The organism is Halovivax cerinus (assembly GCF_024498195.1).
Classification (GTDB): domain Archaea; phylum Halobacteriota; class Halobacteria; order Halobacteriales; family Natrialbaceae; genus Halovivax; species Halovivax cerinus.
Genome location: NZ_CP101824.1, coordinates 272,938 through 294,575 on the forward strand (window position 1 = coordinate 272,938; position 21,638 = coordinate 294,575).

Below are 21,638 nucleotides of genomic sequence, written 5' to 3' on the forward strand. Positions count from 1 at the left end.
TCACTCGATCACGATGCCCAGTTGCTCCGCCGGTTCCACCGCGTCCGGTTCGGACGCCTCACAGACTGCCGGGAGTTCGCGCATCGGCCGGATCTCGACGGCGCCGTGGTCGCGTCGTTTCGCCAGGTAGCCGAGAAAGTCGTCGATCTGGGGCCACTGCTGCTCGTTCGCGAGGTCGTAGAGGTGACACCAGAAGTGGACGTCACCGCCGGCGGCGGCCGCATCGACCCCGCGACGGAGGTTCCACGCGTGCAACCGTCGCCGAACGGCACGCGGAATCGGCTGATACACCGGGTGTGGCGGGTACCGCCCGGTTCGGAGGTACGGTACGGCGAGTGTCGTGTACTCGGGGCTGTAGGTTTCGACGACGCCGTCTACCTCGCACGGGCTGGCCGACGGGTGGCGCTCGAAGAGGATCTCGGTGAGTTTGCGAACGGGCGTCGCCGGTCGGCGCTCGCCACGTGCGCGGTAGTGCGGGACTCGCTCGACGCGAATACCGCCGTCGAGGAGCGTCTCCGACGGCGTGAGTCCGTGGCGCGGCGGGACGATCGACGTCGCGGCCGGGAGCCCGTTTCGCTCGTGAACGCGCCGACAGCGATCCAGTTCCCACGCGACGACCGCCGGATCGACCGCGTCGCACTCGACGTGCGAGTAGGTGTGCGTGCAGAGTTCGTGGGCCGTCCGGCGAGAGCGGATGTCCTCGATCAGGTCCGGCGCGTAAAACGCCGGATCCTCGTCGACGGAGGTCCCCGGATCGACGTCCCACCAGTCGTCCGCGTGAGGGCCGCCGTGGTGGCCGGCGCAGTGCTCGTGAAACAGGTGGCCCACGACGTCGAAGGTGATCGGGACGTCGTGGTCGTCACAGCGTTCGAGCAACCGCGAGAGGTACCGCGTCTCCGCCGCCCGTCCCTCGCTCAACTTGTCCAGTTTCCCGTACGTCGCGAGGCCCCACCCGAGTTCGAGTTCGATGCTAATCGTGACAGTCCCCGGCATGGATGGGACACACACCAACCGCGATAAAGTCCCTTTGCGTGAGTTTCACGGACTGCGAGCTGTCGGGCCGGGCTGGCGGCGTCCGGATCGGACTGATGACGGCGTCTCACCGCCAACGGGACATCGACCGCGAACCGACACCGTGAGCCGTCGCGGCGGCTATCGAGGTATCGTATCGGACGAATAGCGGATGCAAACGCCCGGTGCGTTTGCACTCGAAGCGCCTTACAGCCGTTCGAGGTTCGTCGCGCGCGGTCCCTTGGGGGATGATTCGATGTCGAACTCGACGTCCTGCCCCTCTTCGAGGTCCGGACCGCCGACGTCTTCCATGTGGAAGAAGACGTCCTCGTCGTCGTCGACTGCGTCGTCGTCGGTCGAAATGAAGCCGTACCCGCCTGTGTCGTTGAAGAAGTCTACCGTACCGGTTGCCATTACACCCGAACACAGCCTCGACACAGTGATAATACTTTCGAGTGAGTGAGTACCACGGATCGGCGGCGTCGAACGCGGGCGAACCCGGCCGTTCGGTCGTGTGACTGTGTCCCCAGCCGGGTTGTGAGAAGTCCCTGTCGCCCATCGGATCCGTACCACGCGACGCGGCCCAGAGATACTTACGGGGCCGTCCCGTGTGAGTCAGTTGCATCGTCATGAAATCGTGCCAACGCTGCCAGGCGGTCATCGACGAGTATACCTTGGACAAACAACTCGAACCCCTGCGCGACCTCACGGTCGACGACTTCAACGTCTGTGCGGACTGTGCAACCATCGTCCCCGATGCATGCGTAGAGTGTGGCAGCGCGGTGTACGTCCCCAGAAGCGAATCCAGCGTCCCCGACTACTGCCCGGCGTGCCGATCGGACTTGCTCGTCCGGACGGGGCAGGACCCGGGCTGGAACGGGGACTCGGTATCCACCTGACCCGGCCGTCGCAGTTGCGTGTCGCCGCGTGACAGTCGGGCAGTGTCGCCGGACGCCCAGTCGATACCTGGCGCGACCGGCGGCGATTCCTCGCGACGGACATCGAGAGAGAGAGAGAGAGAGAGAGATACCGGACGATCACCCTGATAGACACCGACGGACAGCCAGAGAGATACCAGCCGAACAGCAGCGGTGACACCAGCAACGTGAGTGGAACGAGGATCCAGACCTGGCCCGCCAGCACGTCGTACTGTCCGAGCGTCGTCGAAACCGGCGTCCCCTCCACGTAGCCCACGAGGAACTCGAACCCGACGGTCAGGACGACCCAGCCGACACCCACGAGGACGAGTTCCGCCCGGGTGAACGAGATCGCAGAGAGCGAGACGTACAGGAACGAGACGAGAGCGATCGCCAGGACGAGGACGAACGTACTCACGACGTGGGCGGGGTACGAGCCGAGACGAGGGACGAGGACGACTTCCCGAAACCCGCCGTTCAGTACCGCGACGACGGCCATGAGGAGCCACGGAACGAGTGAGGACGCGAGGACCGAGAGCCGAACTGATCCGGCCGCTGCGGTTGCCGTGAGAAGACCCAGCACGCTAGTCGGGGTGACGACGTCGCCGGATAAAAAGCGTGCCCAATCCGTATCGATGTCGAACGGCCGACCATCGCCCCCCGTTCACAGGACCCGTACCCGTGACGCCGACTGTCCCCAGTTCACAGGACCGTACCAGGCATCGCAGACGAGACCAGGGCGAAGAGCGCGATCGCGTACACGAGGTCGAGCCAGAACGCCCGAAGCAGGTTTACGACGTGGATGAGGGCGATCACCGGAAGCCCCAGTAAGACGGTGGGCGAGGTACGCCACTTCGACCTGGTCTGTCCCCACAGCACCGAGGCGTCGCCGGCGCTCGGGAATGCGTGCATCCCGAAACTGATGCCGAGCCAGAACAGGACGCCCCCGACGACTCCGGCGTCGGCCGGGGACCCGCCGGCGGGAATCGACAGCGCGACGCCACCGAAGGCGGCGAGCGCGAGGACGGTGTTCAGCAGAAACGGCGCGACCGCCACCATCGTCGCGTGGCGATACCGGCGGGGTTCGGCGTGACGGACGTAGCCGGCTGGGTTTCCGAACCGAAAGTAGCACACCTCGAGGACGGGGATCCCGAACAGATCACAGACCCGCTTGTGGGCCAGTTCGTGTACGATCACGCCGGGAAAGGTCGCGATCGTCAGGACGAACCCGAGGAGACCCATGCGTTCGAATTCGGCCGATCCATCTTTACTGTTTTCGTGTATCGAAGAAAAGGCGACGGTCGGGTTCGGTTCCGTCGGCAGTTCGATCCGGCGACAGTGAGGGGTCTCGTCCCGTCCGCGTGAACTGTGGGGTACGTCGCCCCATCCGCGCGAACTGTAGTGAACGTCTTCCCGTCCGCGCAAACTGTGGGGTACGTCGTCCCGTCCGCGTGAACTGTAGTGAACGTCGTCCCGTCCGCGTGAACTGTAGAGAACGTCGCCCCGTCCGCGTACATCGGACGAGATTTGATCGAAGTATTTCTGACGGCCTATCGGGAGCCGTGACTGTCCACGTCGTCGCCTCCGACCTGCTCACCGCCTGCGGGCGGCGAGCACCGCGACGGCGAACGCTGCCAGTCCGGCCACGACGCCGAAGCCCGGGAGGGAAGCGCCGGGACCACCGGCGACGACGTCGAACGTCACGTCGCGATCGCCTACCGCGACCGTCCGCGTCCCCGGCTCGTCGAGCGTCAGCGACGTCGAGATCGTCGTCGTCTCGCCGGCGGCGAGCGTCACGGTTCGCTCGTCGACGACGTCGCCATCGACCACGAACGGGACGGTCACCGTCTCAGACCCGTCGCCATCGTTCGTCACCGTCGCGCGGAGGGATACGGGTTCCCCCGCGTCCGCCGCGTCGTCGACGTCGAGTTCGGTCACCGTCGAACACGCGCCCGAACGGACGGTGATTGGGTCGTCCAGTGCGAGCGACGTCCGCGTCGCGTTTCCGTCGTTCGTAACGACCTGCCAGTCGGTCACCTGGCCGTCGTACCCGCCGTCGGTGTATCGCTCGTCGGCGTCCTCGTTGAACGCCGGCGTCACCGTCACGGCGAACGACCCGTCCAGCCCGGTAAACGCCGCGCCATCGGATCGACCCTCGGTCCAGACCCAGGTGATGCGACTCGACGTCTCCCGATGGGTGAAGACGTCGTCTCGCCCGTCGTAAGCGTCGTCCTCCACGGTCCACTCGCCGTCGATCGGCAGGTCGTCGAACGCCATCGTCGCGGACCCGCCGTCCGTGTCGCCATCGAGGCGGTCGTGGACCACGACGAGGGAGCGCCCACCCGCGCCGTCGTAGACGAAGAGGGTGCTCGTGTCGTCAGCCTGGAACTGGGTCGTCCCGTAGGAACTGTACGTGTACGACGACGGCGTCGTGTTGGGCGTTCGGTAGTCGTAGTAGTCGGCGACGGACCGGGACCCGTCGCCGAACGGAGTGACGGGGAGACAGCGGTCGCCCTGCTCGACGGTGACTCCGTCGGATTGGATCTGCGCCACCTGCGTGATAGACGAATTCTGGGTGGTGACCGGGTCACCGACGATCGAGCCGGCGGTCACCAGCCCGACCGAACCGAGCAGTACTCCGACCGTCGTGGCTACGAGTAGCAGCGTCATCGCGGGCCCCAGCGAATCGCTGTCGGGTCGATGGAAATGTCCACTAGCCATTAAGTATCGTAGTTTCTGGTGATCGAACCCCGCCAGTAGTTATCCCACCCGTTCTTCGCCGGTAGTCGGCCGCTACTTTTCGGGGAATCGATCGTTGGTCAGACCAGCGAACACGCACGAATGATTGACGTTCACCGACTCCCTGCCGACGACGAGTGGAACGCGTACGTCGATAGATCGACACAGAGTGCCCCATTCCATCGGGCCGAGTTCCTCCACGCCATCGCCGACGAGACGGACGCAGAGCTCACGCGTCTCGTCGGGAAGAACGGCGATCACCCGATCGGAATTCTCCCGCTGTTCGTCGACGCTCGGGGGCCGCTCCGACTGCTCTTCTCTCCGCCGCCCCACGCCGGCATCCCGTACCTCGGGCCGGCGATGATGCTCGATCCGAACATCAAGTATCGGAAGGCGACGCTCCGGACGAAGGAGTTCGTCGAAGCCTGCCTCGAGTGGATCGACGACGAGGTCGACCCCCACTACGTCCGGATCGTCACGAACCCGGCCTACGACGAGGTGCGCCCCTTCAGCTGGCGTGGCTTCGACGTGACACCCCGGTTCACGTACGAACTGGACATCGACCGGGACGAGTCCGAGTTGCTCCGATCGTTCTCGCGCGACGCCCGGACCTCGATCCAGGACGCCTACGAGCCGCGCGCCGTCGCCGACGGCGGCGCGGTCGTCCACGCCGACTCGGACGACGGAATCGACGCCGACGACGGAACCGAGGGCGCTGACCCGGGATACGCGATCGAACGCGGCGGCGAGGCGAGCGTCGAACGGCTCGCGGGCCAGCTCCATCGGCGCTTCGCCGAGCAGGGCGAGACGTTCCCGCTCTCGACGGACTTCCTGACGCGGATCTACCGGGACCTCCCCGAGGGGACGATCGAAGCCTACGAACTCACCGTGGACGGCGAGCCCGTCTCCGGTCGGCTCTCGCTCACCGACGACGATCGACTCACGTTCTGGCAGGGCGTGCCGAAACCGCGATCGACTGTCGACCTGCCGATCAACGACCTGTTGAACTGGCACTCGATGCGTCGAGCCCGAGCCGACGGCTGCGACGTCGCCGACCTCTCCGGCGCCAACGTCGAACGCCTCTGGGACTACAAAGCGAAGTTCAATCCTGACCTCGCATCGTACGCCATCCTCGAACGCACGGCGACGGGCGTGGGGCCGCTGCGCTCGCTGTACGAGTGGTGGAACGCGTGAGCGGACCAACCGGACCTCGCTCGTGCGCCGTCGCCAGAAGCGTCGGTCACCGTCACGACGGGGACAGCCGATGCGCGTCCTCCAGTTGACGACCAACGCCGAGGCCACGTACGTGACCAATCAGGTCACGGCCCTGGCCGATCGCGGCGTCGAGAGCGACGTCCTCGAAGTCCCGCGATCCGGACCGGACGGGCGGCGCGTCACGGATTACCTCCGATTCTGCCCGGCGGTCCGTTCGCGGGACCTGGCCGCGTACGACCTCGTCCACGCCAACTTCGGGTTGACGATCCCGGCGGCCGTGGCACAGCGACGCGTTCCGGTCGTGACGAGCCTGGTCGGATCGGACCTGATGGGCCGATTCGGCGGCCTGACGAGAGGGTTCGCCCGCCTGTGCGACGACGTCATCGTGGTGAGTCCGGAGATGGCCCGAATCCTGTCCGGAGAGGTACACGTCATCCCCTACGGTATCGATCTCGAACTGTTCAGACCGATGGAGACGGATCGCGCCCGCGACGTCGTCGACTGGCCGACCGACGGTCGGCACGTGCTGTTTCCCTACCACCCGGATCGGCCCGTCAAGAACTATCCGCTCGCCGAGCGTGTGGTCGAGCGGACGGCCAACCGGGCGCCGTACGACGTGGAGTTGCACGCGATCTCCGGCGTCGACTACGACCTGATACCCGCCTACATGAACGCCGCCGACGCCCTCCTGCTTACGTCCAACCGGGAAGGCTCACCCAGCACCGTCAAAGAGGCGCTCGCGTGCAACACCCCGGTCGTGTCGACCCCCGTCGGCGACGTCCCGGAACGCGTCGACTCCCTCACCGTCAGCGGCGTCGGCGAGTCGGTCGACGAACTGGCCACGACGCTTCGGTGCGCGCTCGACGCTGCCGACGAGCCCGGCGGTCGGGACGCCGTCCGGCCGCTCGGACTGGATCGAATGGGCGAACGCATTCTCGCCGTCTACCGACGGACGGTCGCCTGACGGGTTGGCCACCGTCCAGACGTCCACGGCACGACTGGGAGCCGGTCGCCCGGCAGGCGACGGGGCGCACGCGATCGGTGATCGGTCCGACCGCGCCGGTGAAAACTGAGACGTCGCGTTACCGTCGGATTCGAAGCGCGAGAACCGACAGTACCGCGACGATAGCGACCGGGACGCCGAACCCGGGTAATCGGGTGGCGATGCCACCCGACTCGTCGACGCTCGCCGACTGTCCGCCCACGGACAGCGTCGCCGCTTCGTCGACGGAGACGGTCGCGTTGAACGTCACGGCGTCGTTCGGGCCGATCGAGAGGTCGTATTCCTCGACGACCTCACCGTCCATCGCGATCGGGACAGTGATGGTCTCCGCTGCGTCACCCTGGTTCGTCACGGTCGCGTTGAACGTGACCGACCCACCGTCGGTTTCGACGACGTCGAGGGCGGTGACGGCCGAACACCCGCCCGAGCGGAGTTCGACCGGCTCGGTCGTGTCGAGCGACGTCGCCTGCGGGTTCCGATCGTCGCCGGAGAGTACCTGCCACTCGGTTATCTCCCCGTCACTCTGTTGGAGGTCCGCCACGTCGTTGAACGCGGGTCGAATCGTCACGGCGAAGTCGTCACCGAGGTCGGTGTAGACGCCACCATCGGTCCGGCCGCCGGCCCAGGTCCAGCTGACGCGACTCGCGTCGCCGCGGCGGTCCCAGACGTCGTCGTTGGTTCCGGACCCGTTCTCGACGTCGAGATCGTACTGGTCGTCCTTGACGGCCCACTCGCCGTCGGGGAGGCCGTCGAAGACGAACGTCACGTCTCCGCCGTCACCGGTTCCCTCGAGTTCGCCGTGGACGACCACCAGGTTGAGGCCGTCACCGCCGTCCTGGAGGAACAGACGACTGGTGTCTGCCGCCTGGACGTGCGTCGTCCCGTGCGAGCTGTACATGTACGAACTCGGGCTCGTCTCCGGATGGCGATAGTCGTAGTACTCTTCGGCAGTCTGATAGCCGTCGCCGAGCGGGGTGATCGGGATGCACCGATCGCCCTGGACGGCCGAGTAGCCGTCGTTGTAGGCGGGGAGCGAGAGGTCGGGCTGTCCGTCCGTCTGGTCGGTGCTCGCGTTCGCCCCCGATTGGGCCACGGTCGGCGCCCCGGCGGCGAGGACCACCAGACCGATCGAAACCAGCGCGAGTCCCACCACGGCGAGGACCGTTCGGTTGATGCGGATCATACCTTGCCTGCGAACGGAGGCCGAGACGGCCGTTTGTTATGGCGCCATTTCACTGCGATATGACGGTGCTACGTTTTTTCACGAAATACGCCGGAGGCTAGTGCGGTCACGAGCGACGGAATTTCTAGCACCGATGGCGTCGGGTGACGCTCGAACCCCAGTGGCGGTCGGAACAACCGTCGGTGACGTGTGGGTCGACGCCGGAACCGATCGGGCCAACCGTCGGTGACGTGTGGGTCGACGCCGGTACCGGTCCGGTCGGCGCCGATGACGTGTGGGTCGCCGCTGATGGACGGCGAGGAATCGATTCCGTGTCACCCCGCGAACCCGATCCGAGCGTGCGCAGCGGCGTCGATTCCGCTGTGGTCCAAGATGGTGACGCCGTCGCGGCGAATCCGACGGAGAACAGCGAGAACGGAGAACGCGACCCACGCTGGTACCGGTTCCGACCGCACTCCGGTTTCGAGACGAGGTGGCGACGCCCCGAGTGCCCGCGGCGACCGTCACGGCATCTCGACCGTCGCCGAATCCGTCGCGGATCTAGCCCACGTTCGCTCCGCGGACCGACGCGCCAACCTCGAAGTCGTCGCCGACGCCGACGTCCGACCCGTCGTCCGATTCGTTTCCGCCGGCTCCCGGCTCGTCGCTCGTCCCGGCACCACCTGCCGAATCGTCGGACTCGTCGTTGGCTCCGCCAGGGTCGTCGGATTCGTTGCCGGCCCCTATCGGACCGTCGTCCGATTCGTTCCCATCCGCCACCGGACTGTCACCGGACTCGTCGTCCGAGCCGATATCGTCGCCACCTGTCGGCGGACCGTCTTCGCCAGGGTCGCCGCCGGGAGACGCCTCGCCCACATCGATCCAGACGTGCGTGTAGCGATAGGCGTTCTCGGGCGACGGATCCTCCGGGACGCCGTCGACGTAGAGGAGGTAGACCAGACGGAGGTCGCCGGATTCGGCCGTCGGCGTCACGGCGACGTCTCGGTGGACGGTCTCGGCGTCCTCGACGGAGAGGGTCGCTTCGTGGAGTACCTCGTCGTCGCGTCGCTCACCGTCGACATAGCGCTCCTGGCGGACGACGAGGTCGTAGGTCACCTCGCGACGTTCCTGATTGTCGACGGCGACGGTGAGCGAGACCGAGTCACCGGGTTCGATCTCCGTGGGGTAGCCGGCGGCGACCAGGTCACCGTCGTCGTCCGCGGCGAGCAGCTGCATCCCGGTGTAGCGCTCCCCGTCCAGCGGCGAGAGCAGCGCGTAGCCACCGGTCGCCACCGCGAGCACGACGCTGACCGCGAGGACGACGTTCGTCGCCGCGAGCAGCGGCGAGCCCGTCGGGAACAGGGCCGACCGTAGCGTCGACCACCGGAGGGTACGAGACGGGCGGTATCGGCGGGCAGGCGACAGGCGGCGACGACGAATCCACGCACCGACCGCGCCGACGACGGTGACGCCGGCGACGGCGGCCACGATTGGGCCGAGTCGGAACGTGGCGACGAACGGGAGGACGACTCCCAGAATCGGCAGGATCGCCAGACTCGTCGCGAACGAGAGCGCGATGCGTTCGCCGTCGGACGGCGTCCGGCCGCCGAGGGCGCCACCTGCGGTCCCGGGATCGAGCCCCGACGACCGGGCCGGAAAGCAAAGCGAGACGACGGCGTATCCCGGGGCCAGAAACAGTAACGGGACGCCCACGACCGCGCGAAGCGGCGGCGCGGGCGGGTTCCAGCCGACGAGCACGACGACGGCGACGACCACGAACCCACAGAGGGCCGCGAGATCCGTCGAGCCGGCGGTCCGTGGACCGTCGGCCGTTCGAGTGTGGGTCGCCTGCGACCGCTCGAACAGCTCCTTCATCGGTCGACGAACCGACCCGTACGCGGATTGTTACTACTCGGATACCGGGCAGTCCGCGACCGATGGCAGTCAGGCGTCGAAAACGGTGGGTTCGTGGGCCCCTCGCGGCCAGTCTCGGGCGGGAAGCGTGTGGCTACTCGCGGCCAGATTCGGGCGGGAAGCCTGTGGCTACTCGCGGATCGCCCCGCAGGGTCGTCACGGGCGAGGGCCGGCGTCCCGGGGGAAACCGGTCGGAATTCGCCGGAAGGGGGCCGATTACAAAACCGAATCGTCACGAGCCCTGACGTATGCACACCAGTACGAGCGCACGGTCACGAATCGACGACGCCGTCACGGGCGACACCGCGGCCGCGCGGCGCCACCGCCGGCCGACCGACGCCGTCGGCGTCGGCGGAGGTGACGACCGGTGGTAGACGTCCGCGTCGCGACGGACGAGGACGTCTCGCGATGGAACGGCTACGTCTCGCGGTCGCCCCACGGGACGCTGTTTCACGAGTACGACGCCCTGCGAACGCTCGCGGAGTACGCCGGAGCGCGCCTCCACCCCCTCGTCGGTTTCAAAGGCCAGGAGCCCGTCGGCGTCTTCCCCGTCTTCGCCATCCGGAAGGGGCCCGTGATGACGGCGTTCTCGCCGCCCCCGGACCTCCGCGTGCCCGCGCTCGGGCCCGCCACCCTGAACCTCGGAAAGCTGAAACAGCGAAAGCGCGAGAAACGTCGCGAGCGATTCGTCGACGGCTGTCTCGAGTGGATCGACGACGAGCTCGGGCCGCGGTACACCCACGTCCGGACGGGACCGGCCTACTCCGACGTGCGCTCGTTCAAGTGGGCCGCGTACGACGTCACCCCCGAGTTCACCTACCACGTCGACCTCTCGGCGGACGAGGACGACCTCCTCTCCCGGTTCAGCAGCGACGCTCGGCGAAACGTGACGAACACGCCGGCGGATGCCTACGAGATCGTCGACGGCGCGAGTGATCGCCTCGTCAGCGGGAGTGACGGTGTCGACGACGGAACGGACGGTGCGCCCGCGCTCTCGGCGGCCGATACCGACGGCGCCACCGCGATTCGGCGGATCGTCGCCCAGGTTCGCGAGCGGTACCACTCCCAGGGCGTCGACTTCGACGTCCCCGCAGACTTCGTCGTCGACCTCCACGAGCGCGCCGATCGGGGCGCGGTCCGGCCGTACGTCTGTCGCGTCGACGGCGGATTCGTCGGCGGTATCCTCGCCGTCGAGTACGGCGACACGATCGGCCGATGGATGGGCGGCGTCCGGACGGACCGCGACGTCGACGTGCCGGTCAACGATCTGCTCGACTGGGCGGTCATGCGCGACGCGCGTGATCGTGGCCTCGCCACCTACGACCTCGTCGGGGGCGAGACCCGCCGGATCAACCGCTACAAGGCGAAGTTCGACCCGTCGCTGCGGACAGCCTACAGCATGGAACGGGGCTCCTGGGGCATGCAGACGCTCGCGCACCTCTACCAGTCGGTCACGAAGTGAGGAGCGACCGGCCCCACTCCGGCGCGATCGGTTGGGTATCGTGACCGTACCCGGGCGCAGTAGGTCACTACCCAAAGGACGCCGAGTGGTCGTCGAGGGCGATGACAGCCGACACCGGGCTCCGGACCCTGCTGGTCGGGATCGACGCGGCCTGCGAGCGAATACTGGAGCCGCTGTTCGCCGACGGCGAGTTGCCAACGCTCGCCTCGATCGTCTCGACGGGTGCGAGCGGACCCTTGCGGTCGCAGGTCCCGCCGTGGACGGCGAGCGCGTGGCCCTCGCTCTACACCGGGATGAATCCCGGCAAACACGGCGTCTTCAGCTTCCTCACGTTCGACGGGTACGACTGGGACGTCGTCAACGCGACCGACGTCCGCGAACGAACGCTCTGGGAACTCCTCGACCGCCACGGCTACCGCAGCGTCGTGGTGAACGCGCCGGTGACCCACCCGCCCAGGGCCGTCGACGGTGCCCTGATTCCCGGCTATACCGCGCCCGAGGACCCGACGTGCCACCCCGAGGGATTGTTGGACGACGTCCGCGACGCGATCGGCGACTACCACGTCTATCCCGACGACGACTCGACCGACGCGTACTGCCGGGCCATCCGCTCGCGCGGCGAGGCGTTTCGCTACCTGGCCGATCGGTTCGAACCGGACTTCGGCTTCCTGCAGTTCCAGGCCACCGACTCGATCTTTCACCGTCGACCCGACGATACGGCGGGGATCCGTGCGCTCTATCGCGAGGTCGACCGCCAGGTCGAGGCGACGCTCGACACCTGTCGCCCGGAGACGATCGTCGTCGCGAGCGATCACGGGATGGGACCCTACGAGGGCTACGAGTTTCGCGTCAACGACTTCCTCCGGGAACTGGGCGCCGTCGAGACGGTCCGTGGCGGTCGCGGCATGCCGACCTGGTCACGGGCGCGCGAACGAAGTCTGAAAGCGGGCGAGGATACGACGAGAACCGGCGCCGGCGCACCGAGCGACGAGAGCGGGCCCGGACCCCTCCAGCGATCGATGGTCGCGCTCGCGTCGGTGGGCCTGACGAGCCAGCGCATCGGCGCCGCCCTGGAGCGGGTGGGCCTCGCGGACGCAGTCGCGAGGCGTGTCCCCGACGCCCTCGTCAGCGCCGGCACGGAGCAGGTCGACTTTCGGCACTCGGCCGCCTACATGCGCTCGCGGATCGAATGCGGGATCAGACTCAACCTGCAGGGTCGCGAGCCGAACGGCGTCGTGCCCGAATCCGACTACGACGACGTCCGCGCCGACCTGATGAACGAGCTCCGGGCGGTCACGGCGCCGGACGGTGAGCCGGTCTTCGAGACCGTCGCGCCGCGAGAGGCCTACTTCCACGGACCGGAGAGTCACCGGGCGGTCGACGTCGTCACCATCCCCGCCGACTACGACCACTTCCTCTCGACGACCCTGCGCGGCGAGCGCTTCGGCCGGCCGACCGAACCCTGGAACCACAAACTGGACGGGTTCGTCGCCGTCGCCGGTGAGACGGTCGATCTGCGCGAGGGTGTCGGCAACGCGCACCTCTGCGACGTCGCGCCGACCGTGCTCTCGACGTTCGACGTCCCAGCGGACGAGCGCATGGACGGGACCGTCCTCCCCTGCGTCCCGCACGCCGGCGAGCGGTCCTACCCGCGGTTCGAGAACGACGAGTCGGCCAAGACCGACGACGACGCCGTCGAACAGCGCCTTGCTGACCTGGGATACATCGAGTGAGTGGCGACCGACGAGACAGTCCGCCAGAGCGGATCCAGCAGCTGGATGTGCGTCGGAGCGCACCGGGCCGGCTCCCGATCACCGAACGACGACACCGAGATAGAAATGGTTATTTACCAACTATCAGGTGAGGACATATGGACAGGCGTGATTTCATTACAGCGACGTCGGGGGTCGGTGCCGTCGGACTCGCGGGGTGTACGAACGACGGCAAGCCGTCGGAACCGTCGCCAAACGCTACCGTTATCGTGAGGGACCAACTGAGCGACGGCCGCTCGGTAACGGTCGCGACCGTGGAAACAGACCGCGACGCGTCACTCGTCGTCAGGAACGCAGCCGGTGACGAAGTAGCCGAGGACGACGTCCCCGCCAGCGAAAGCGCCAGGGACAAAACCGTCGAGATAGACGATGGGCTGGGCGAATCCCAGGATATCACGGTCCAGCTCGTCCACGCGGACCACGGCGTCATCGGCGAGTCCACGGCCCACCTCGACGTGGCCGACCTCGATAGCGTCGAGTCGGTGGCCGAATCTGGTGAGTTCGTGGAGGTGGCGGCCGCACCCGAGTTCGGATTCAACTATCCCTACTTTCTGTACGTCCCGGCGGACCTCGAGACGGGCGGCGGGCCGATCGTGGTCGAACCGAACAACACCGGACGGGCGACCGATTCGTTCGATGCACACCGCAAGTGGGCCAGGAGCCTCGTCGAATTTCCCACGAAAATCTGTCGGCGTATCAGCGACGGCCTGGGCGTTCCACTGCTGGTTCCCGTCTTCCCCCAACCCGAGGACGAACCCGTCGGCAGCCACCACAACGTGCAGGCCCTGGACGCGGACACGATGGCGATCGAGAACGAGAAACTGGCCCGCGTCGATCGGCAACTACTCCGAATGGTCGACCACGCGGGCGCACAACTGGACGCGCTCTCCTACGCTGCCGACGACGAGGTCCTTCTGAACGGGTTCTCGGTCACCGGGAACTTCGTCAACCGATTCGCCGCGCTCCACCCGGACCGGGTGCGTTCGGTCACCGCCTGGGCGGTGAACGGCACAGCGATCCTCCCGATGGAGAACACGGACGGACACGAGCTCAGCTATCCGATCGGCGTCTCCGACGTCGAATCACTCACCGGAACTCCCTTCGACGAGGACGCGTGGACGGACGTCTCTCAATTCGTCTACATGGGCGCAGAGGACGACACCGACACGGTCCCCTACGACGACTGGAGCGAGCCACAGCGTGAAATCGCACTCGACGTCTACGGCGACGATATGCAGCAAGACCGACTTCCGTATTGCGAGACGATCTACGAGGAGGCCGGTGCATCGGCGCAATTTCACATCTACGAGGGCGTCGATTACGAGTACAGCCGCGCAATCACAGACGACTGCGTCGCGTTCCACCGGCGGAATATGGAACACGACGCCGGCATCGACCGGATCGAACCCGGCAAGTCACCCGTCACACGAATCGACCTCTCTGTCTCGGATCAGCCCGTGGCAGGAGACACGACGGTTCTCGTAGACGTAACCGTTCCGTCGGAGATGACCACACACTCAGAGCAGTTGACCGTCTTCGTCTTCAGGGGGACGGAAACGCACTACAACCAGCGGATAGACGCGAGTCGCAAAGAACACTGGGTGTACCCGGGAACGGACGAGACGGTATCGATCCAGCTGAACCCGTCCGAGGCCGGCGTCCCGCTCGAAGCCGATGAATCGATCACGATTGGGCTGATCGACGAGACGGACGTCGAGACGATCACGGTCACCGTCGAGTGACGAACGCATCCTGTATTCGGATCGCGTTCGCCCATTTTCCGAGAGCAACTGCTCTCGTTGCCGGTCGCTCTCTCCGAGGATGCGTATCGATTCGGCCCACAGCAGGGAGCCACTGGCCGCCCGTACGTTCGCCGCCCGTTGCGATTCCCCAGCCCGCCGACGGAGAGTGTGACGCGGTCGACACGGTCAGAGACCGGTGGCAGTCGCACGAACCTGACCGTCATCGATCCCGAAACGATCGCCTACTCGTCGGTACGCCGGTCATATCAATAGCCGGTATCGATGCCGGCTGCGGTACGCATGCACCGACGCGGATTCGCGGTCGCCGCACTCGTAACGCTCGCAGGTATCGCCATCGTCGCCGTCGTCGTCTCGTCGGCGGTCGGATTCGGTTTCGCGGACGAGGTCCTCCCGGGGGACGACCAGGGGGCGCCGACGGACGTCGACGCCGCTGACCCGAACGAATCGACCGGGGACGGCGGGGCGAACGAATCGGACGGGACGACGAACGAGTCGGACGGCGCGCCCGCGATCGCAGAGTCGGCCGCCGCGATCGCCGCCCCCGAGCAGGGAGATCCGTACTTCGAAGCCAGCGATCCCGACGGCGACTGGGTGAGCTACGTCAACCCGCGCGACGAGTACCGCGACCCGTACCTCGGCGAGGGGTCGGGCAAACTCTGCGTGACGCTGCTCAACGCGGACGGTGACCCCATCGTCGGAGAGTCGATTCCGAACACGACCGTGACGATACCGACGGGAGAGAGTCTCTCCTGGCACTCGCTGGCCGATCCGTTCGCGGTCGAGTACCCGGTGAGCGACGAAACCCAGCCGCTCGACGCGGACCAGTTCGGGATCGCCGCCGACCTCCCACAGGGCGACGGCGTCATGGACAGCCACTGTATCGAGTTCCACGGACTGCCGGAGAACGGCTCCATCTCCTACGGCGAGGCGCGCGTCACCGGCGAGTACGCCGAGCACGTAGACGTCGTCGGCTACATCCAGAACGCGAACGAAGCCTGGGATACGAGCGTCGACCCGGTCGACGACGCCGTCTCCTACCAGGCGGCCGGCGGCGGCTGGGACTACGTCCCCGGCGGCTCGCACGGACAGGCGGTGATCGTCCTGCAACTCGACCCGGACGGCGGTGAGCGTTCCTGACCGGGATCCGCCAGCGTTAATGACGCACGCGCCGAATCGCCCCTGTGACAGCCGGCGAGTCGGGCGGGGATCGAACCTGTGCGTTCTGCGGCACGGCCGTCGCCAGCGACGGTGCGGCCGGCACCGGCCGCCGATCCGCCCCGTCCCCGCCGGCCGACGACGAACCGGCACCGTCCGGTCCGTACTGTTGCCCGGGGTGTCGACACCTCGACGACGCGCTCCAGCCAGCGTCGGCCGGTGACCGGGCGCGAGACTCCGCGTCACCGGTGGACGCGGTGTTACCGGGAGACGGTGCAGCCGACGGCGCGGACGCGACCGAACCGGACGACTCCCGCGACGGCGAACTCGTCCGCACGTACTTCCGGGTCGACGGGATGCACGCCGCGCACGACGAAACGTACCTCGAATCGGTCGCGGCGAGTCGCGACGGCGTCGCGGACGCCTCTGCGAGTTACGTGACCGAAGCCGTCAGGGTCGATCACGATCCCGGGCGGATCACGCCCGACGACCTCGAATCCGCCCTCACCGGGGTCGGGTTCACCGCCTTCGTGCGGGAACGCGGCGCACGGGAGGCCGGCGACGGCGTCGGTCGCGACCGGCCACAGCTCTCGGGCGACGACCGGGGGATCGGTACGGACGTGACGGGCGAGACGTACCGGGAGCGAGAGGTCGCCGGATTCCGGAAGCGCCGGGCGGACGACTTCCTCGAGATGCGCTACGTCCTCGGCGTCGTCTTCGGGTCGTTCCTCCTGGTTCCCTACGTCGTCCTCTTCTACCCAGCCGCGCTCGCCGACCTCACCGGCTGGGGCGCCCTCTCCCTCTTCGGCGGACCGATGGAACTCGACTGGGGCGTGTTACCGCTGTTCCTCGTCGTCACGGGCGCCATCGTCTACCTCACCGGCCGACCGCTCCTCCGTGGCGCGTACATCGCACTTCGACTCCGGCGGCCGAACACCGACCTGCTCGCGACGCTGCCGATCGTCGCGGCCGTCGTCTACGGGACCCTGTCGGTCCTCGTCGGCCGCTCCGACCTCTACTTCGATCTCGCGATCGTCGTCTCGGCGCTCGTCATGGGCGCGATCTACCGGGAGGCGACGGTCAAGCGCGACGCCGCCTCGCGACTGACCGCGCTGACCCGGGCGTCGGTCGCCGAAGCGCGCCGGCTCGACACCGACGGGTCGACGAGCGTCGTCCCCACCGACGAGCTGTCGACGGGCGATCGGATTCTCGTCCGGCAGGGCGAACGCATCCCCGTCGACGGGACACTCGCGGAGGGTCGGTGTACGGTCGCTGAAGCAGTCCTCACCGGAGAGTCGCTACCGCAGGAGCGGACCGCGGGAGCGGCCGTCGTCGGCGGCTCGACGGTCACGGCCGGAAGTGCCGTGGTCACCGTCGGGGACGAACCGACGAGCCGACTCGACGGGCTCACCCGTCGCGTCTGGGACCTCCAGAGCGCGAGCCACGGCGCGTCGGATCGGGCGGACGAACTCGCCGGCCGCGCCCTCCCCCTGGTGGTCGGCGGCGCGATCGTCGCCGCCACGGCGACCCTGCTCGCGGGCGACGGGCTCGTCGCGTCCCTCCGGCACCTCCTGCTCGCGGTGATCGTCGCGAGTCCGTGGGCGTTCGCGTTCGCGACACCAGTCTCCGTCGCGACCAGCCTCCGGGAGGCGGCGGACGCGGGCGTCGTCGTCTTCGACGAGACCGTCTTCGACCGCCTCCGCGACGTCGACACGATGATCTTCGACAAGACGGGGACGCTAACGACCGGCGAGATGACCGTCCGCGACGCGACGGGACCGGCCACGGCACGACGTGCCGCGGCGGCGCTCGAACGACGGGCCGCCCACCCCGCCGCCGACGCCATCGTCGACGTGTTCGGTCCGGACACAGACGAGGACGGACCCGGACGTGGACCGTCCGAACCCGGAGGTGCTCCGTCCGAACGAGACGGAGGAGGAGACGAGCGTGATACACTCCGCGGCGACGGCGGAACCGCTGAACGCGACAGGACGGGCGGCGGCGGTGACGATTCGGAGGCGGGCCCGACTGACGGCGGCGGTGACGGTACGGAGGCGGGCCCGACTGACGGCGGCGGTGACGGTACGGAGGCGGACCCGACGGACGGCGGCGGTGACGGTTCGGATGCGGACCCGACTGACGCCGGCGGTGACGGTTCGGAGGCGAGCCCGACTGACAGCCACGCCGAACGTGCGGGCTCCGACTCGACGGTCGACGACGGCGCGATGGACGACCGCCACCCGACCGTCGAGTCGTTCGAGACGCACCCGACTGGCGTCGCCGGCACGGTCGACGGCGAGACCACTCTCGTCGGCCACCCCTCGCTGTTCGACTCGCGGGGCTGGACCGTCGACGACGAGATCGCGGCGACCGTCGCGTCGATCCGCGACGCGGGCCACCTTCCCGTGGTCGTGGGCCGAGACGGACGCGCCGTCGGCGTCGTCACGGTCGGCGACCGGCCCCGCGAGTCGTGGGCGGAGACTGTCGACGTGCTCTCGTCCCGGAACGTCGACGTGATCGTCCTCACCGGCGACGACGACTCCGCGACCGAGTTCCTGGCCGACCACGACGGCGTCGACGCCGTCTACGCCAGCGTGACGCCGAGCGGCAAGGTCGAGGCGGTCCGACGGCTCGCCGCTGCCGGGCAGGTGGCGATGGTCGGCGACGGAACGAACGATGCGCCCGCGCTCGCGGCGGCCGACATGGGCGTCGCGCTGGGCGGCGGGACGGCTCTGGCGGCCGACGCGGCCGATATCGCGATCGCCGACGACGACCTCACCGGCGTCGAACGCGCGTTCGCACTCGCCGATCGAGCGCGGCGTCGGCGACGCGGCACCATCTGGCTCTCGTGTACGTACAACGCGATCGCGATTCCCGCGGCACTCGCCGGCCTCGCGAACCCGCTCGTGACGATGACCGGCGTCGCGGTGACTGCGACCGCTATCGTCGCGTACGCCTCGTACCCGCTCGGCCTCGGGCGACGCTAGCCCGCGCATCGATCGGCGGCTCCCCACCCGCTGGATCCCGACGTCGACGATCCCGCGGCCCGTCCGCTGGCCGAGACGGACAGGATTATGCCGGTCTCGCGAGTGCCCGTGCGTATGGGAACCATCGTGACCGAGCGGCTCGACGACGAACCGCTCGCGCGGGTCGTCATCTCGAAGCCGGAGCGACGCAACGCCGTCTCGCGCGCCGAGACGCAGGAACTGGCGGCCACGTTCCGCGAACTGGACGCGGACGACGACGTCAGGGCGGTCGTCCTCACCGGCGAGGGCGACGCCTTCTGCGCGGGGCTGGACCTGACGAGCGTCGGCGAAGAGCCCTCGACCGGCCTCGTCAACCGGAGTTTTCACGCAGCCGTCCGGGAGATCGCCACGTGCTCGGCCCCGGTGATCGCCCGCGTCGACGGCCCCGCGGTGGGCGCCGGCGCGGCGCTCGCCGTCGCCTGCGACCTCGTCTACGCGGCCGAGGACGCCAGAATCGGCTTCTCGTTCGCGAAGATCGGCCTCTCCGCCGACACCGGTGCGACCTGGATACTGCCCCGACTCGTCGGCGTCCAGACCGCCTTCGAACTGCTCGCGACCGGTCGGATCGTCGACGCCCCCGAAGCGGCGTCGATGGGACTCGTAACGGCGACCGAACGCGGCGACGCGCTGGACGAACTCGTGACCAGCCGCGCGATCGAACTGGCCAACGGCCCGACGCGCGCCCTCTCTGCCATCCGTCGGCTCCTCCTGCGAGCCAACGCGAATACCCTGGAGGAGCACCTGGAACGGGAGGCGACGGCCCAGATCGAGGCCTACCACACCGACGACGCCTCGGAGGGCATCGAGGCGTTCGTGTCCGACCGAGACCCCGACTTTCGCGGACGGTAGCTCGGCGGTTCACGGTGCTCGCTCGGTGCCACGTCGAGCGTGACGTCCCCGCCGAGACGGGCCGGTCCGACGCGTCCCCGTCATCCGCCGATATTGGTATGTGATGTCGAATGTCACAGTTTGCAGACGGACCCAAGAGTCATTGCACCGGTCGAGGTAGACCGCCTCCATGCTGGAACGGGCGCTGTACTGGTTCGGTTACGCGTTCGCTCACCTCCTGTTCGTTCGTGCACGGACGCCCGAGTCGGTCGTCCGGCGGTTGCGACTCGCCTACCGGCTGGTGGGCGTGCGGATCGTCGAGACGCCACGGGTCGACGGGACGGAGCGGACGGTCTTTCTCTGTCCGTACCGAAACCTGGCGGCGGGGCGATGGGGTTCGAAGTGGCTCTGTCACGAGAAACTCGACCGTGTGGACGACGGCTACGTCACGTTCCTCCGCCGCCACCGGGACATCGAGTACGACCGTCCGCGGAGTTGTGCGAACCTGGCGTACTGCGAAGCGTCTGCACACTGTTACTCGGACGTCTCCGCGACGGGAAGCGCCGCCTCTGACGACAGGGTAGCCGGGAACGTCGCCTCTGACGACGGGATAGCCGGGAACGTCGCCTCTGACGAGTCGCCAGTAGGGAGCGCCGCCAGCGTCGCGAACGCCGAGGGAACGGTCGGGGGACGAGACGGATGACGGATCGACGGCTCGCTCCCGACGGCGCGTCTCGGGAGATCGGTCGCCGCGACCGTGTGGATCGGCTCGACGCCCAGTTCGCCGAGCGCGGCACACGCGCGGACGTCTGGCGAGCGCTCGACCTCGTGTTGCCCACCGACGAGTACCTCAACGTGGGCTACTCGCGGGCGTGGCAGACGCACCTGGTCGGTTCTCCGCAGCAGCGTCTCGTCGAGCGCGTCGTCTCGGAGTTGTCGTCGCTCGATCCGCGCTGGCACGAGCGGCGCGTCCTCGATCTCGGGTGCGGCCGCGGCGGCGCGACGCGGTACGTCGCGGAGCGCCACGGCGTCGACGCCGTCGGCGTCGACCTCGTCTCCGACAACGTCGCGCTCGCGCAGGCGGCAGCGTCGACTGACGACAACAGAGAGGGAAACCGGCCGTCGTTCACCGTCGGCGACGCGACGCGCCTCCCGTTCGGTCGCGACGCGTTCGGCGCGTGTCTGTCACTCGATGCGATCGTCTACGAACCCGAGAAACGCCGGCTCTTCTGCGAACTCGCCCGCGTGTTGGAACCCCGCGGGGTCTGTGTCGTCTCCGACCTTCTCGTCGCCCGCGGTATCGTCGACGATCGGGCGCTCGACCGGTTCCGGACGGCCTGGGGCATGCCCCGGCTGTGGACGCGCCACGCCTACCGGGAGGCGATCGAGGCGGCCGACCTCGCCGCGCCACTCATCACGGACATCTCCGCCCACAGCGTCCGGCGCTTCCGGACCTGGACGCGACGGTTCCTCGCGGTCGCGGACGGGCCGCTCGGGCGCGCCCTCGAACGCACGCTCGTTCACCGTGGCCTCGATCCGGAGACGGTGATCGAGCAGGTCCGCGCGGCCCACGACGCGCTCCCGGCGCTCCGGCACGTGCTCGTGCCGATCTACGGAACCGAGGAGTGAGTGTCGGACAGGATCGGAACCAGGTTCCAGACCGATTCAGGA

At 68.0% G+C, this 21,638-nt stretch carries 18 protein-coding genes; 12 read left to right on the forward strand and 6 right to left on the reverse strand.

Going from position 1 to position 21,638, the window contains the following annotated elements:
• Complete coding sequence (locus NO366_RS01390; protein WP_256532528.1) at window positions 1-993, reverse strand: polysaccharide deacetylase family protein; 993 nt, start codon at window positions 991-993, stop codon at window positions 1-3.
• A 225-nt stretch (window positions 994-1,218) separates the two neighbouring features.
• Entirely contained in the window at window positions 1,219-1,425 is a 207-nt protein-coding gene (locus NO366_RS01395) for a cold-shock protein (protein ID WP_256532529.1), read from the reverse strand.
• Between the two features lie 215 nt (window positions 1,426-1,640).
• Between NO366_RS01395 and NO366_RS01400 the strand changes: the two genes are divergently transcribed.
• Window positions 1,641-1,910, forward strand: a complete 270-nt coding sequence (locus NO366_RS01400; RefSeq protein WP_256532530.1) for a DUF7571 family protein — start codon at window positions 1,641-1,643, stop codon at window positions 1,908-1,910.
• A 720-nt stretch (window positions 1,911-2,630) separates the two neighbouring features.
• Here NO366_RS01400 and NO366_RS01405 read toward each other — a convergent pair.
• Together NO366_RS01405 and NO366_RS01410 are read right to left on the reverse strand one after the other, a co-directional pair.
• Entirely contained in the window at window positions 2,631-3,170 is a 540-nt protein-coding gene (locus NO366_RS01405; RefSeq protein WP_256532531.1) for a zinc metalloprotease, read from the reverse strand.
• 351 nt (window positions 3,171-3,521) lie between these two features.
• Window positions 3,522-4,598, reverse strand: a complete 1,077-nt coding sequence (locus NO366_RS01410) for a CARDB domain-containing protein (RefSeq protein ID WP_256532532.1) — start codon at window positions 4,596-4,598, stop codon at window positions 3,522-3,524.
• A gap of 171 nt (window positions 4,599-4,769) precedes the next feature.
• Here NO366_RS01410 and NO366_RS01415 point away from each other — a divergent pair, with 171 nt between their 5' ends.
• Both NO366_RS01415 and NO366_RS01420 read left to right on the forward strand, forming a co-directional pair.
• Window positions 4,770-5,861: a GNAT family N-acetyltransferase gene (locus NO366_RS01415; RefSeq protein ID WP_256532533.1), complete on the forward strand. Its 1,092-nt coding sequence runs from the start codon at window positions 4,770-4,772 to the stop codon at window positions 5,859-5,861.
• A gap of 70 nt (window positions 5,862-5,931) precedes the next feature.
• On the forward strand, window positions 5,932-6,846 hold the full coding sequence (locus NO366_RS01420; RefSeq protein ID WP_256532534.1) for a glycosyltransferase: 915 nt from the start codon (window positions 5,932-5,934) through the stop codon (window positions 6,844-6,846).
• A gap of 118 nt (window positions 6,847-6,964) precedes the next feature.
• Here NO366_RS01420 and NO366_RS01425 read toward each other — a convergent pair whose 3' ends face one another.
• Together NO366_RS01425 and NO366_RS01430 are read right to left on the reverse strand one after the other, a co-directional pair.
• Complete coding sequence (locus NO366_RS01425) at window positions 6,965-8,068, reverse strand: hypothetical protein (RefSeq protein ID WP_256532535.1); 1,104 nt, start codon at window positions 8,066-8,068, stop codon at window positions 6,965-6,967.
• A 540-nt stretch (window positions 8,069-8,608) separates the two neighbouring features.
• A complete protein-coding gene (locus NO366_RS01430) occupies window positions 8,609-9,922 on the reverse strand; it encodes a DUF1616 domain-containing protein (RefSeq protein WP_256532536.1) in 1,314 nt (437 codons plus the stop codon).
• Between the two features lie 287 nt (window positions 9,923-10,209).
• On the opposite strand from NO366_RS01430, the gene NO366_RS01435 reads away from it, so the two are divergent.
• The 9 genes from NO366_RS01435 to NO366_RS01475 all read left to right on the forward strand — a co-directional run bounded on the left by NO366_RS01435 (window position 10,210) and on the right by NO366_RS01475 (window position 21,596).
• Window positions 10,210-10,335 (forward strand): hypothetical protein, encoded by a 126-nt coding sequence (locus NO366_RS01435; RefSeq protein ID WP_256532537.1) that lies wholly within the window; start codon window positions 10,210-10,212, stop codon window positions 10,333-10,335.
• On the forward strand, window positions 10,329-11,423 hold the full coding sequence (locus NO366_RS01440) for a GNAT family N-acetyltransferase (RefSeq protein WP_256532538.1): 1,095 nt from the start codon (window positions 10,329-10,331) through the stop codon (window positions 11,421-11,423). The genes NO366_RS01435 and NO366_RS01440 overlap by 7 nt, the downstream gene beginning before the upstream one ends.
• 101 nt (window positions 11,424-11,524) lie before the next feature.
• Complete coding sequence (locus NO366_RS01445) at window positions 11,525-13,156, forward strand: alkaline phosphatase family protein (RefSeq protein WP_256532539.1); 1,632 nt, start codon at window positions 11,525-11,527, stop codon at window positions 13,154-13,156.
• A gap of 137 nt (window positions 13,157-13,293) precedes the next feature.
• A complete protein-coding gene (locus tag NO366_RS01450; protein WP_256532540.1) occupies window positions 13,294-14,937 on the forward strand; it encodes a PKD domain-containing protein in 1,644 nt (547 codons plus the stop codon).
• A gap of 300 nt (window positions 14,938-15,237) precedes the next feature.
• Complete coding sequence (locus tag NO366_RS01455; RefSeq protein WP_256532541.1) at window positions 15,238-16,095, forward strand: hypothetical protein; 858 nt, start codon at window positions 15,238-15,240, stop codon at window positions 16,093-16,095.
• Between the two features lie 44 nt (window positions 16,096-16,139).
• Window positions 16,140-19,100: a heavy metal translocating P-type ATPase gene (locus NO366_RS01460; protein ID WP_256532542.1), complete on the forward strand. Its 2,961-nt coding sequence runs from the start codon at window positions 16,140-16,142 to the stop codon at window positions 19,098-19,100.
• 114 nt (window positions 19,101-19,214) lie between these two features.
• Window positions 19,215-19,988, forward strand: coding sequence for an enoyl-CoA hydratase/isomerase family protein (locus tag NO366_RS01465; protein WP_256532543.1), 774 nt, complete (start codon window positions 19,215-19,217; stop codon window positions 19,986-19,988).
• A gap of 169 nt (window positions 19,989-20,157) precedes the next feature.
• Complete coding sequence (locus tag NO366_RS01470) at window positions 20,158-20,670, forward strand: hypothetical protein (RefSeq protein ID WP_256532544.1); 513 nt, start codon at window positions 20,158-20,160, stop codon at window positions 20,668-20,670.
• A complete protein-coding gene (locus tag NO366_RS01475; RefSeq protein WP_256532545.1) occupies window positions 20,667-21,596 on the forward strand; it encodes a class I SAM-dependent methyltransferase in 930 nt (309 codons plus the stop codon). Before NO366_RS01470 ends, NO366_RS01475 begins: the two co-directional genes overlap by 4 nt.
• The last annotated feature ends 42 nt before the right edge of the window (window positions 21,597-21,638 follow it).

What these genes read in the sequence shown, in the direction of transcription:
- NO366_RS01425 (WP_256532535.1), bottom strand. Translation starts at nt 8,068, where the DNA reads ATGATCCGCATCAACCGAACGGTCCTCGCCGTGGTGGGACTCGCGCTG.
- NO366_RS01470 (WP_256532544.1), top strand. Translation starts at nt 20,158, where the DNA reads ATGCTGGAACGGGCGCTGTACTGGTTCGGTTACGCGTTCGCTCACCTC.
- NO366_RS01420 (WP_256532534.1), top strand. Translation starts at nt 5,932, where the DNA reads ATGCGCGTCCTCCAGTTGACGACCAACGCCGAGGCCACGTACGTGACC.
- NO366_RS01450 (WP_256532540.1), top strand. Translation starts at nt 13,294, where the DNA reads ATGGACAGGCGTGATTTCATTACAGCGACGTCGGGGGTCGGTGCCGTC.
- NO366_RS01415 (WP_256532533.1), top strand. Translation starts at nt 4,770, where the DNA reads ATGATTGACGTTCACCGACTCCCTGCCGACGACGAGTGGAACGCGTAC.
- NO366_RS01435 (WP_256532537.1), top strand. Translation starts at nt 10,210, where the DNA reads ATGCACACCAGTACGAGCGCACGGTCACGAATCGACGACGCCGTCACG.
- NO366_RS01430 (WP_256532536.1), bottom strand. Translation starts at nt 9,922, where the DNA reads ATGAAGGAGCTGTTCGAGCGGTCGCAGGCGACCCACACTCGAACGGCC.
- NO366_RS01410 (WP_256532532.1), bottom strand. Translation starts at nt 4,598, where the DNA reads ATGACGCTGCTACTCGTAGCCACGACGGTCGGAGTACTGCTCGGTTCG.
- NO366_RS01465 (WP_256532543.1), top strand. Translation starts at nt 19,215, where the DNA reads ATGGGAACCATCGTGACCGAGCGGCTCGACGACGAACCGCTCGCGCGG.
- NO366_RS01405 (WP_256532531.1), bottom strand. Translation starts at nt 3,170, where the DNA reads ATGGGTCTCCTCGGGTTCGTCCTGACGATCGCGACCTTTCCCGGCGTG.
- NO366_RS01395 (WP_256532529.1), bottom strand. Translation starts at nt 1,425, where the DNA reads ATGGCAACCGGTACGGTAGACTTCTTCAACGACACAGGCGGGTACGGC.
- NO366_RS01400 (WP_256532530.1), top strand. Translation starts at nt 1,641, where the DNA reads ATGAAATCGTGCCAACGCTGCCAGGCGGTCATCGACGAGTATACCTTG.
- NO366_RS01445 (WP_256532539.1), top strand. Translation starts at nt 11,525, where the DNA reads ATGACAGCCGACACCGGGCTCCGGACCCTGCTGGTCGGGATCGACGCG.
- NO366_RS01455 (WP_256532541.1), top strand. Translation starts at nt 15,238, where the DNA reads ATGCACCGACGCGGATTCGCGGTCGCCGCACTCGTAACGCTCGCAGGT.
- NO366_RS01475 (WP_256532545.1), top strand. Translation starts at nt 20,667, where the DNA reads ATGACGGATCGACGGCTCGCTCCCGACGGCGCGTCTCGGGAGATCGGT.
- NO366_RS01390 (WP_256532528.1), bottom strand. Translation starts at nt 993, where the DNA reads ATGCCGGGGACTGTCACGATTAGCATCGAACTCGAACTCGGGTGGGGC.